Source organism: Bacillus sp. 3G2, from assembly GCF_044324725.1.
Taxonomy (GTDB): domain Bacteria; phylum Bacillota; class Bacilli; order Bacillales; family Bacillaceae_G; genus Bacillus_A; species Bacillus_A mobilis.
The window spans coordinates 3,908,095-3,920,421 of record NZ_CP172246.1 but is presented as its reverse complement, the minus strand read 5'-3'; the positions used below and the strand labels follow the sequence as shown (position 1 = coordinate 3,920,421).

Annotated in this window: 11 protein-coding genes and 1 other annotated feature; of the genes, 9 read left to right on the top strand and 2 right to left on the bottom strand. The window is 35.9% G+C overall.

Features of this window, described 5'->3' with window-relative positions; all coding sequences use genetic code 11:
* Positions 1-18 precede the first annotated feature (18 nt).
* On the bottom strand, positions 19-798 hold the full coding sequence (locus tag ACHZK0_RS20020; RefSeq protein WP_262740615.1) for a GDSL-type esterase/lipase family protein: 780 nt from the start codon (positions 796-798) through the stop codon (positions 19-21).
* Between the two features lie 363 nt (positions 799-1,161).
* Here ACHZK0_RS20020 and cpdB point away from each other — a divergent pair, with 363 nt between their 5' ends.
* Entirely contained in the window at positions 1,162-3,483 is a 2,322-nt protein-coding gene (gene cpdB / locus ACHZK0_RS20015; RefSeq protein ID WP_395760828.1) for a bifunctional 2',3'-cyclic-nucleotide 2'-phosphodiesterase/3'-nucleotidase, read from the top strand.
* Positions 3,484-3,528: 45 nt separating this feature from the next.
* Here the strand turns inward: cpdB and nhaC are convergent, their stop codons facing one another.
* Positions 3,529-4,902, bottom strand: a complete 1,374-nt coding sequence (nhaC, locus tag ACHZK0_RS20010; RefSeq protein WP_061678110.1) for a Na+/H+ antiporter NhaC — start codon at positions 4,900-4,902, stop codon at positions 3,529-3,531.
* Positions 4,903-5,179: 277 nt separating this feature from the next.
* Positions 5,180-5,400: a binding site (T-box leader), on the bottom strand.
* Between the two features lie 142 nt (positions 5,401-5,542).
* Between nhaC and ACHZK0_RS20005 the strand changes: the two genes are divergently transcribed.
* From ACHZK0_RS20005 to ACHZK0_RS19970, 8 genes are all read left to right on the top strand, one after another.
* Positions 5,543-5,899, top strand: a complete 357-nt coding sequence (locus tag ACHZK0_RS20005) for a hypothetical protein (RefSeq protein WP_000726894.1) — start codon at positions 5,543-5,545, stop codon at positions 5,897-5,899.
* A 122-nt stretch (positions 5,900-6,021) separates the two neighbouring features.
* A complete protein-coding gene (gene bioA, locus ACHZK0_RS20000) occupies positions 6,022-7,410 on the top strand; it encodes an adenosylmethionine--8-amino-7-oxononanoate transaminase (protein ID WP_270605897.1) in 1,389 nt (462 codons plus the stop codon).
* The gene (gene bioD, locus ACHZK0_RS19995; RefSeq protein ID WP_395760827.1) at positions 7,410-8,138 is read left to right on the top strand and encodes a dethiobiotin synthase; all 729 of its coding nucleotides are present in this window, start codon (positions 7,410-7,412) and stop codon (positions 8,136-8,138) included. Before bioA ends, bioD begins: the two co-directional genes overlap by 1 nt.
* A complete protein-coding gene (bioF, locus tag ACHZK0_RS19990; RefSeq protein ID WP_395760826.1) occupies positions 8,104-9,291 on the top strand; it encodes an 8-amino-7-oxononanoate synthase in 1,188 nt (395 codons plus the stop codon). The genes bioD and bioF overlap by 35 nt, the downstream gene beginning before the upstream one ends.
* Positions 9,288-10,028 (top strand): alpha/beta fold hydrolase, encoded by a 741-nt coding sequence (locus ACHZK0_RS19985; RefSeq protein ID WP_262740619.1) that lies wholly within the window; start codon positions 9,288-9,290, stop codon positions 10,026-10,028. The genes bioF and ACHZK0_RS19985 overlap by 4 nt, the downstream gene beginning before the upstream one ends.
* Positions 9,994-10,803 (top strand): malonyl-ACP O-methyltransferase BioC, encoded by an 810-nt coding sequence (bioC, locus tag ACHZK0_RS19980; protein ID WP_395760825.1) that lies wholly within the window; start codon positions 9,994-9,996, stop codon positions 10,801-10,803. Before ACHZK0_RS19985 ends, bioC begins: the two co-directional genes overlap by 35 nt.
* Position 10,804: 1 nt before the next feature.
* The gene (gene bioB / locus ACHZK0_RS19975; protein ID WP_000815865.1) at positions 10,805-11,803 is read left to right on the top strand and encodes a biotin synthase; all 999 of its coding nucleotides are present in this window, start codon (positions 10,805-10,807) and stop codon (positions 11,801-11,803) included.
* A 181-nt stretch (positions 11,804-11,984) separates the two neighbouring features.
* Entirely contained in the window at positions 11,985-12,305 is a 321-nt protein-coding gene (locus ACHZK0_RS19970; protein WP_395760824.1) for a hypothetical protein, read from the top strand.
* Positions 12,306-12,327 lie beyond the last annotated feature (22 nt).

The following is a 12,327-nucleotide window of genomic DNA, read 5'->3' as shown; positions in this document are numbered from 1 at the left end:
AATTGTTTCATGACAGCTTTAATATTTGTAGGATAACACTTGCTTTGTAAACGTATTAGCAATAATCGCGTAGCCGTTATCATTTGGGTGTACTTGGTCAAAGAGTAAATCTTTTTTATCATTTGATATTAATTTACGAATTGGTAAAACGATAGATGGTTGATTTGCTTTGGAAATGGAATAAACGGATTCATTCCAGCCATCTAAAAACATATCTGCATAACTAGCGATGGAGTCATCGAGTTGTAACGGGTTATAGAGCTCTGAGAGAATGAGTAAAGCGTCCGGGTTTTGATCGCGAACGGTCTTTACAATAGTTTTTATATCCGCTTCAAAATGAGCTTTTTCTTTATTTAACATTTTAATACCGTCTATAACACCGACATCACGATTTAAGCGAAATAAATTATTTCCTCCAATATTAATCGTAATGATATTTGCTGCTCCAATCTTTTGCTTTACATCTTCTGATTGAACTTTTTTTGCGAGACGATCTGTTGTAAGACCGTTTATCCCAAGGTTTTCTACGGTAATGGGCTTATGAATTTGTGCTTCTATTTGTCTAGAAGCTAATTCAGCAAATCCCCCTTGTGTCGATCCATATCCTTTAGCGAGTGAATCACCTAGTACGAGATGATAAAAGGAATCGTTTGTTTGCTTATCAATCCAACTTGGAGTAGATGTTTTTTCTGTTTTTTCTTCGGGTTCATTTTGTTTTGTCTCATCGTTCTTTTCAAAATAAGAATAAGAAATGATTAGAAGGAGGAGACAAACAATTGTTAAGATGACTTTTTTCATAAATTCATCCTCCTTGTAATTGGTAATTGTATCATATTCAGCAGTATTAACAATGTAAGGGCATATTATATATTTATGAAAAGTTTACAATAACTTCACAGAAAATTTGTAGAAGTATGTCAAAAAATATTGACGATATGAAAGTACATTATATATGATAATGTCAGATAAGGTGAAATTTTAATGAGTAGAGCTTTATTTCCTGCTAATTAAGGTTTCAACAATCGGGCGTTTAAGGGGGACTACTCATTAGCGCAGGATGAAATGAAAATCTTGTCTCTAATAAAAGAAAAAAGGTATGTGTTTAGAGACAAATAGAGATTCATTTCATTATTTTGGGTAATTGTATAAGGGGGATTTTTTGTGAAAAAGTCAAAAAAAATGCTAGCTGGAGCAACTCTTGCTATTGGTGTAATAGCACCACAAGTGTTGCCAACAACAGCTCATGCGGAAGAGAACAAAGGGGAGAGTACGGTTAACTTACGAATTCTAGAAACATCAGATATTCACGTTAACTTAATGAATTACGATTATTATCAAACGAAAACAGATAATAAAGTAGGTCTCGTACAAACGGCAACACTTGTTAATAAAGCACGTGAAGAAGCGAAGAACTCTGTCCTATTTGATGATGGGGATGCATTACAAGGTACACCGCTTGGAGATTACGTAGCGAATAAAGTAAATGATCCGAAGAAGACTGTGGACCCTAGTTATACACATCCATTATATCGTTTAATGAATTTAATGAAGTATGACGTCATCTCTCTTGGGAATCATGAATTTAACTACGGTTTAGACTATTTAAACAAAGTAATTAGTAAAACAGAGTTCCCGGTTATTAACTCGAACGTCTATAAAGATGATAAAGATAATAATGAAGAGAACGATCAAAATTACTTTAAACCATATCATGTCTTTGAAAAAGAAGTAGAAGATGAATCAGGTCAAAAACAAAAAGTGAAAATTGGCGTAATGGGATTTGTCCCACCTCAAGTTATGAACTGGGATAAAGCGAATTTAGAAGGAAAAGTGAAAGCAAAAGATATAGTTGAAACAGCGAAGAAAATGGTGCCAAAAATGCAAGCAGAAGGTGCAGATGTTATCGTGGCACTAGCGCATTCTGGTGTTGATAAGAGTGGATACAACGTTGGCATGGAAAACGCTTCGTATTATTTAACAGAAGTTCCTGGTGTAGATGCAGTATTAATGGGACATTCACATACTGAAGTGAAGGATGTATTTAATGGTGTTCCAGTTGTAATGCCTGGTGTCTTTGGAAGTAACTTAGGTATTATTGATATGCAGTTGAAAAAGGTAAACGGAAAATGGGAAATACAAAAAGAGCAATCGAAGCCGCAACTTCGTCCGATTGCTGATAGTAAAGGGAACCCATTAGTACAATCTGATGAAAAATTAGTTAATGAAATTAAAGATGATCACCAAGCGACAATTGATTATGTGAATACAGCTGTGGGAAAAACGACAGCGCCAATTAATAGTTATTTCTCATTAGTACAAGACGATCCTTCTGTACAACTTGTAACAAATGCACAAAAATGGTATGTAGAAAAGTTATTTGCTGAAAATGGACAGTACAGCAAATATAAAGGAATTCCAGTTTTATCTGCAGGCGCACCATTTAAAGCAGGTGGCCGAAACGGTGCTACATATTATACGGATATTCCAGCTGGAACGTTAGCAATTAAAAACGTTGCAGATTTATATGTATATCCAAATACGTTATATGCTGTAAAAGTAAATGGGGCACAAGTGAAAGAATGGCTTGAAATGTCTGCAGGTCAGTTTAATCAAATCGATCCAAAGAAAACAGAAGAACAACCATTAGTAAATATAGGCTATCCTACATATAACTTCGATATTTTAGATGGCGTAAAATACGAAATTGATGTAACACAACCAGCGAAATACGATAAAGATGGAAAAGTTGTAAATGCAAATACGAACCGTATTATAAATATGACATATGAAGGTAAGCCAGTAGCTGACAATCAAGAGTTCATCGTTGCTACAAATAACTATCGCGGAAGTAGCCAAACGTTCCCGGGTGTAAGTAAAGGGGAAGTTGTATACCAATCACAAGATGAAACACGTCAAATCATTGTGAAGTATATGCAAGAAACACCAGTTATTGATCCAGCAGCAGATAAAAATTGGACGTTTAAACCGATTGTTGCAGATAAATTAAATACAACATTCGATTCTTCACCAAATGCACAAAAGTATATAAAGAAAGATGGAAAAATATCATATGTTGGACCATCTGAAAATGAATTTGCTAAATATGCAATTGATATAACGAAGAAGAACGATGATGGTAAGGAAACTGGTGGGGGGAATCCAACAACACCGCCAACAGGTGAAGGAAATAATGGAGGAAATCCAACGACACCACCAACAGGTGAAGGAAATAATGGAGGGAATCCAACGACACCATCAACAGGTGAAGGCAGTAATGGAGAAAATCCAATGACACCGCCAGGATCTGGACAAACTACAACGGAAAATCAAAACTTAAAAGAAACAACAACTGTAAGTGAAAATAAAGAAGAACGTGATTTACCGAAAACTGGTACAAGTGTTGTTTCTACAATTGGAGCAGGCTTGGCGTTTGTTGGAGCGGGATTACTTCTGTTATTTAGAAGAAAGAAAGCAAATAGATAGTCGAGAAATAAAAAAGGATTACCGATTCAGGTAATCCTTTTTTTATTATGAGATTGTAACTGCTTTTTCTTTCTTCCATGAAAGGCCAAATCCAGTAAAGCCAACGATAATTGTTAAGACTGGGCAAGCTAAACAGAAAATTGCGAATGGAAGGTAATCAAATGTCGGAACGCCAAGGACGTTCGATAAGAATACACCACTTACGCCCCATGGTACGAGCGGGTTAATAACTGTACCTGCATCTTCTAGTACGCGTGATAAATTACGACGCTCTAAACCGACTTCATCGTATTTATTAGCAAATGCTTGTCCTGTTAAAACGATGGATAAGTACTGCTCACCAAGTAAGAAGTTTACGCCAATTGCAGTTGAAGCAGTAGAAATAATTAAGCGTGTGCTATTTTTTACGAAGCTAGAGATAATATTCATTAGCTGCGTGATAATACCCATTCCTTGTAATAATCCTCCCATACAAAGAGCTAGGAAAATAAGGGCAATCGACATCATCATGCTTTGCAGGCCACCGCGAGATAGTAAGCTATCAATGTCTTTAATACCAGTTTTAGAAACGTAGCCGTCTTGCATAATTTTCATTAAATCAGCTAAAGAAGTGCTAGGTTTAAAAATAAAGAGAATAATAATTCCTACAACAATTCCTGCAAGTAATGTTGGAACTGCTGGAACTTTTTTAAATGCGAATAAGAACAGTAATAAAATTGGAATAAGTGTAACGATAGAAATCGTTGCATTTTTCTCTAATGTGCTAATAAAGCTTGTGAAGTCAACGTCTCCACTAGTGCCGCCTCCTAAAATGAAAAAGGCGATAAAAGCAATAATGAATGCTGGAACTGTTGTCCAAAGCATGTTACGAATATGCTCAAATAAATCTACACCCGTAACAGCAGGAGCTAAGTTAGTTGTATCAGATAAAGGAGACATTTTATCTCCAAAGAATGCACCAGAAATAATTGCACCAGCGATTAGAGCCGGATCGTATCCGAGAGCACTACCCATGCCCATAAAGGCAAGTCCTACAGTTGCGGCAGTTGTAAAGGCACTACCGATACTTGTTCCAACAATTGCACAAACAACAAAAACAGTCGGAACGAAAATCTTTGGAGATACAAGTTGGAAGCCGTACACCATTAAAGTTGGAATTGTTCCAGCAGCGATCCAAACACTGATTAATACGCCTACAAGTAAGAAAATAAAAATAGATGGAATACCAGCTGAAATACTACTGATCATCCCTTTTTCCATAGTAGACCAAGAGATTTTTTTCATAAATCCAAATGCTAATAAAAGAACGATACCAAATAAAATTGGGATGTGTGGTGAAACTTCTAATTGAATAACACTAAAGCCAATACAGAAAAAGATAAATAATGTTAAAAGAACAGATTCAATTTTTGAAACCATTGTTTTTCCCTCCTAAGTAATCTAAAATAGCTCTTTTTTATATAAAATTCGCCAATATTGTTTATTTCCTTCTAAAATTTAGAATTTTGTGACAAATTACCGGTAATTGTTGATCCTTCAATATGATACGGAAATGATTGGATAAAAAAACGTCCCTGCATATAATTATGCAGGGACGAAGAAATCGCGGTACCACCCTAGCTTGTGAAATGAATGTATCACAAAATAAAGGGTCGTATGATATGCGCTAATAAAATAAAAACGCCCCTGCAATATATGCAGGGACGAAAAATTCGCGGTACCACCCTAAATTGTGAAACAGTTTCGTTTCACCACTCTTTAGATATAACGGTCTATAACCGTCTTTCACTACTCCTTACGTTTCGCAAAAGAAGCTCCAGGGGGTAATTCATAATTCGCTCTGTACTGGTTCGCACCGACCACCAGCTCTCTGAAATCAGAAATCGAAATACTACTAAATCCTATCAATGCCGATTCATATGATGTTAGTTAAATTTTTATCACATTTTCAACTTATATGTCAATAAAAATGTGCAATATTTTTTTAGGGAAATAAAGGTTAAATGTTTTTAATGTTCTAAAATTGTACGTTATAATGAATTTGAAAGGGGAGGAAAGAGTGAAGAAAAAAATAATTCTTTTTACCACCTTACTAGTCATTGGCGGAAGTGCTGGAATTTACACAGCTTTTGCAGCTGAATCAGAGCAGGCGAAGCAAAAGCAAATACAGCAGTCAGAAGTGAAGAAAGTGAAAGAAACGGAAGAGAAGAAGTCGATGGAAAAAGCAGCTGAGAAACTAGGAGTTTCTACTGAAGGGAAAACAAAAGAAGAAGTTACGAAAGAAGTAAATACCGCAAGATTTGAGAAGCGCCATGATTTATTGATTGAACATGCAAAACAACTTGGAATTGATACAGAAGGAAAAAAAGATGAAGAGATTATTTTAGAAATCGGAAAGATACAACACGGAAAGTAGAACAACTTATCGTATGATAAGTTGTTCTTTTTTAAGAACTATTTGATTTAAAAATAATTGACAGTCATTTAAATTTAATGTTAACTATATTTATAAACTAGTTAACATTAGGGGTGACAATTGTGACTGTTAATAGTAATACGACTGAAAAATCGTCTTATACATATGAAGAATTATCGGAGAAAAATAAAGCTTATGTATGGCATCCGTTTACACAAATGAAAGACTATTTAGAAGAAGATCCTGTCATTATTGAACGTGGAGAGGGAAGAAAGCTATACGATGTAAATGGAAATGAATATTGGGACGGTGTTTCATCTATTTGGTTAAATGTTCACGGACATCAAGTACCAGAATTAGATGAAGCAATTCGTGAGCAATTAAATAAAATTTCCCATTCTACTATGCTAGGACTTGCTAACGTTCCATCTATTTTATTAGCAGAAAAAATAATTGAAGTTGTACCAGAAGGTTTGAAGAAAGTATTTTATTCAGACTCTGGTTCTAGTGCCGTTGAAATTGCAATTAAGATGGCCTTTCAATATTGGCAGCATAAAGGAAAACCGAAGAAACAAAGATTTGTTACATTAAAAGAAGCGTATCACGGTGATACAATTGGAGCTGTTTCAGTAGGAGCAATAGACTTGTTTCACCAAGTGTATAGTTCACTTTTATTTGAAGCAATTAAAATGCCTTATCCATATACATATCGTTCTCCTTATGGAAATAATAAGGAGGAAATTGTAAAAAAACATTTAGAAGAAATGGAAGAGTTGCTGAAAGACAAACATGAAGAAATTGCGGCGATTATTGTAGAACCTTTAATGCAAGGTGCTGGCGGTATGATTACAATGCCAAAAGGATACTTAAAAGGGCTACGTAATTTATGTACAAAATATAATGTTTTATTTATTACAGATGAGGTAGCGACTGGATTTGGGCGTACCGGGAAAATGTTTGCATGTGAACATGAAAATGTAACGCCGGACATTTTAACAGCCGGAAAAGGTTTAACGGGCGGATATTTACCAGTTGCAATCACCGTAACGACAGATGAAATTTATAATGCCTTTTTAGGCGACTATGAAGAACAAAAAACGTTTTTCCACGGTCATAGTTATACAGGGAATCCGTTAGGGTGTGCGGTAGCAATTGCGAATCTAGAACTATACGAGAAAACAAATTTAATAGAAGAAGTGGCACGTAAAACAGAATATGTGGCGACGCAATTAGAATCGCTCTTTGCATATAAACATGTAGGGGATATTCGTCAGTGCGGATTAATGGTTGGAATTGAACTTGTGAAGAATAAGGAAACGAAAGAAGCGTTTGAATGGACAGAGAGAGTCGGTGTTCAAGTGTGTAAACGCTCAAGAGAGCTTGGCATGATTTTACGACCACTCGGTAATACGATTGTATTTATGCCTCCTCTTGCTTCTACAATGGATGAGATTGATGATATGTTACGTATTTTATATAAAGCAATCTCGGATGTTACGGAGGGAGCATAATGAGTGGTTTTTTTGTAACAGCAACGGATACTGAAGTGGGAAAAACTGTAGTTGCAGGTGCATTAGCAGGTGTATTTAGAGAATTGGGATATAACATAGGGGTATACAAACCGTTGCAAAGTGGACATGTTGCATCAAATCCAGAGGGAGATGCAGCAAGGCTAAAAGCATTATCGGGTGTACCGACAAAAGAAGATGAAATTTGCCCTTATTCTATTGAAGAACCGCTTGCTCCGAGACTTGCCATGAAAAGAGCTGGAAGAGTAGTACATTTAAAAGACATTATGGATCACTATAAAGAACGTTTGAAAGAATTTAATAGCCTACTTGTAGAAGGAGCAGGCGGACTGGCTGTTCCATATACAGAAGATGCTTTAGTAATTGATTTCGTAAAAGAATTACAGCTTCCTCTTATTGTAGTCGCACGTCCTACATTAGGAACGGTAAATCATACCGTTTTAACGATTGCTTATGCGAAGGCACAGGGCTTAACAGTAGCAGGTGTAATTTTATCCGGCTGCAAAGAATGTGAAATGGAAAGAGTACAAGAAAATAAAGAAATGATTGAAGAACTAAGTGGGGTACCGGTTTTAGGTTTATTACCATTCTTTGAAGGTGCGTTTACAAAAGAAGAAGTCTTGGAATCTGCTAAAGAGTATATAATGATTTCAAAATTAGAGGAGTTTATCCGAAATGAATCAAACGTGGCGCACACATCTTCAATCTAAATTGCAACAATTAAATCAGCAAGGGCAGTATCGCAATTTGCATGTAACAGAACGAGCAGAAGAGACATGGCTTATTCGAGATGAAAAAAGGATGCTAAATTTAGCGTCAAATAATTATTTAGGGCTAGCTGGAGATGAGAGGTTAAAAGAAGCTGCTATAGCATGCACAAGAAAATATGGAACTGGGGCGACAGCATCAAGGCTCGTTGTAGGAAATTATTCACTGTATGAAGAGGTTGAGAGAAATATATGCGATTGGAAAGGCACTAAAAAAGCCTTAGTTGTAAATAGTGGATATACGGCAAATGTTGGAGTGATTTCTTCATTAGTCTGTCGTCACGATATTGTGTTTAGTGACAAATTAAATCATGCAAGCATCGTTGATGGAATTATATTAAGCGGAGCAGAGCATAAAAGATATCGTCATAATGACTTAGATTATTTAGAGAAGCTGTTGCAAGTAGCGCCGCCAAAAAAGAAGAAATTAATCGTAACGGATACTGTTTTTAGTATGGATGGTGATACTGCATATTTACGAGAGTTAGTGCACATAAAAGAGAAATATGGAGCAATGATTATAGTTGATGAAGCACATGCGAGTGGAATATATGGAATTGATGGAGCAGGATTGTCTCATATAGAAAAAGATGTTGCTCAAAAAATTGATATACAGATGGGGACGTTTAGCAAGGCTTTAGGGTGTTATGGTGCGTATTTGACAGGCGATGCAATTTATATAGAGTATTTACAAAATATGATGAGAAGCTTTATTTATACTACTGCTTTACCACCAGGAACGTTAGGAGCGGTACAAAAAGCAATTGAAATTGTGAAAGAAGATAATGTAAGAAGAGAGAGACTTATAGAGAATGGAGCTTATTTTAGGACATATTTGCAAGAAGCTGGTTTTGATATTGGGAATAGCTCAACTCATATTGTACCGATTGTAGTCGGTTCAAATGAAACAGCTTTACGGTTTAGTAAAAGGTTGCAAGAAGTAGGTATTGCAGCAATTGCAATTCGTCCACCAACGGTTCCAGTGAATAGTTCACGGGTCCGTTTTGCAGTTACGTCCCAACATACAATAGCTGATTTGAATTGGGCTATTCAGCATATTATACGTATTGGTAAAGAAGAGGGGTTTTTAGTATGAAAGAGCTAAAGATTATTTTTATTCCTGGGTGGGGAATGGAAGAAGGTGTTTGGACTTTAGTTCTGCCGTATTTTAAAGGATATTCTGTTCAATGTATCAATTGGCGTAATGTGAAAGAACAAAGTGAATTTGCGGGGCGAATAATAGATGTAGCAAAAGATGAAAATGTGATTTTAGTTGGATGGTCACTAGGAGCGTTAGCGGCAGTTCAAGCTCATAAAAAGGTTAAGGCGAAAGGTATCGTATTAATTGGTGGCACTGCTAAATTTACAAATACGAGCGACTATACGTGTGGATGGAATGCTTTGCATGTAGAACGGCTGAAAAAGAATGTAGCGAGAAAGAAAGAAGATACGCTCAAGCGGTTTTATGAAAATATGTTTACAAAAAATGAGCTGAAAGAGAATAAAAGGTTTGAAGATATGATAAAACGCTTTAAAGGTGATTCTATTCAGTCTTTGCAATTAGGTTTGGAGTATTTAATCGAAGCAGATATGAGGGAAGAACTGAAAGGAGTTAAAGTACCTATACTACTTATTCACGGAGAGCAGGATGTCATATGCCCATTATCTGCAGCGCGTAGTATGGCTGAGAATGAGACTGCCACGCTCAAGGTAGTAAGTGAGGCTGGACACGCATTATGTGTAACGAATTTTGAATATTGTGGAAATGAAATAATTCAATTTGTAGAGGGGATACGACATGATCAACAAAACGTTACTACAAAAACGGTTTAACGTGGCAGCTGTATCCTACGATCAATATGCAAATGTACAAAAAAAGATGGCACATTTATTACTTTCTACATTGAAGCGGCGATATAGTGCAAATTCAAGGATACGTATTTTAGAACTTGGATGCGGGACAGGATATGTTACAGAGCAATTATCAAGTTTATTTCCGAAAGCACATATTACAGCTATTGATTTTGCTGAAAGTATGATTGAGGTTGCGAAAACTAGACAAAATGTAAAAAATGTAATGTTTTACTGTGAGGATATCGAAAGATTACGACTAGAAGAAACGTATGATGTCATTATTTCGAATGCCACATTTCAATGGCTAAATGATTTAAAACAAGTGGTAAGAAATTTATTTCATCATTTGTCTATAGATGGGATATTACTCTTTTCGACGTTTGGAAACGAAACATTTCAAGAATTGCATGCTTCGTTCCAGCGGGCGAAAGAAGAAAAAAATATACAAAATGAAACATCGATTGGACAACGTTTTTATTCGAAAAATCAGTTGCGCCATATATGTGAAATAGAAACAGGGGATGTGCATGTTTCTGAAACATGTTACATAGAGAGATTTACAGAAGTTAGGGAGTTTCTACATTCTATTCGAAAAGTAGGAGCGACTAATAGTAATGAAGAATCCTATTGTCAAAGTCCCTCACTCTTTCGTGCGATGCTTCGCATATACGAAAGAGACTTCACGGAAAATGAAGGGATAATGGCGACGTATCACGCTTTATTTATGCATATAACTAAAGAGGGGAAGAGATGAAATGAAACAAGTACAAACAAAAAGGGATTGGAAAAAACTTGCATATGACGTAGTAGAAGAGAAAATGATTACGAAAGAGGATGCAATAGCGATATTAGAAGCTGATGAGACCGAAGTTTTAGAAATTATGAATGCAGCTTACATCATTCGTCATCATCACTTTGGTAAGAAGGTAAAATTAAATATGATTATTAATACGAAATCTGGATTATGTCCTGAAGATTGTGGATATTGTTCACAGTCTATTATTTCAGAGGCGCCAATTGACAAATATGCATGGCTAACGCAGGAAAAGATTGTAGAAGGAGCACATGAAGCAATTCGCCGTAAAGCGGGTACATATTGTATTGTAGCATCGGGTCGTCGTCCGACGGATAAAGAGGTGAATCACGTAATTGGAGCCGTTAAGGAGATTCGTGAAACGACAGATTTAAAGATTTGTTGTTGTTTAGGTTTCTTAAACGAAGATCAAGCAGGACGTTTAGCGGAAGCGGGTGTACATCGTTATAACCACAACTTAAATACACATGCAAATAATTACGAAAGTATTTGCTCCACTCATACGTATGACGATCGTGTTGATACAGTTCAAAAAGCGAAACAAGCGGGTATTTCACCATGCTCTGGGGCGATTTTTGGAATGGGAGAGACAATAGAAGAACGCGCTGAAATTGCATTCGAATTACAACGTATAGATGCAGATTCAATTCCATGTAATTTCCTTGTTGCTGTAAAGGGTACGCCGCTTGAAGGACAAAAAGAGTTAACACCAGTAGAATGTTTAAAAGTGCTGGCAATGATGCGTTTTGTAAACCCAACGAAAGAAATTCGCATTTCAGGGGGGCGTGAAATCAATTTACGTTCTGTACAACCAATCGGTTTATTTGCAGCAAACTCTATCTTTGTTGGAGATTACTTAACAACAGCTGGGCAAGAGCCGACTGCAGACTGGGGTATGATTGAAGATTTAGGGTTTGAGATTGAAGAATGTGCATTATAAGATAGAAAAAAAGCAAACTTGTAAAAGAGTTTGCTTTTTTTGTAAATAAAATGTAATAAATAGTTGTAAACGCTTGATACTATTGATTTTTGAGTGAAAAAAAGAATTTTGGTGGACGAATTTTCCAAGCCCCAATTGTACATAGTAAAGATGTAATTTATATTGGGTTGGAGGATTTTACATGCACAAATATATATTAGCGATTATGACTTGTCTAATTTTATTAAAAGCAATAAGTACTGATTCAGTTAAGGCTGCTGAAAATCCTGAACAAAAAGAGATGCAACAACGAATTGAACAACATTTTCGAACGAAAGCTGAACATTTTGGATTGAAAACAGAAGGTAAAGATTTAAAGGAAGTACGAAAAGAAATTACTATTATAGAAGAAGCGAAGAAAAGAGAGAATGTATGGAGAACAGCACAAACGCTTCGTATACAAACAGAAGGAAAAACAATGGATGAATTAATAAAAAATATACGGAAAAAAGTAAAAAAATAAAAAGAGGCCGCAGCCTCTTTTT

Coding starts and splice junctions, on each gene's coding strand:
- ACHZK0_RS20020 (WP_262740615.1), bottom strand. CDS start 798: ATGAAAAAAGTCATCTTAACAATTGTTTGTCTCCTCCTTCTAATCATT.
- nhaC (WP_061678110.1), bottom strand. CDS start 4,902: ATGGTTTCAAAAATTGAATCTGTTCTTTTAACATTATTTATCTTTTTC.
- bioD (WP_395760827.1), top strand. CDS start 7,410: ATGAGTGGTTTTTTTGTAACAGCAACGGATACTGAAGTGGGAAAAACT.
- bioF (WP_395760826.1), top strand. CDS start 8,104: ATGAATCAAACGTGGCGCACACATCTTCAATCTAAATTGCAACAATTA.
- ACHZK0_RS19985 (WP_262740619.1), top strand. CDS start 9,288: ATGAAAGAGCTAAAGATTATTTTTATTCCTGGGTGGGGAATGGAAGAA.
- bioC (WP_395760825.1), top strand. CDS start 9,994: ATGATCAACAAAACGTTACTACAAAAACGGTTTAACGTGGCAGCTGTA.
- bioB (WP_000815865.1), top strand. CDS start 10,805: ATGAAACAAGTACAAACAAAAAGGGATTGGAAAAAACTTGCATATGAC.
- ACHZK0_RS19970 (WP_395760824.1), top strand. CDS start 11,985: ATGCACAAATATATATTAGCGATTATGACTTGTCTAATTTTATTAAAA.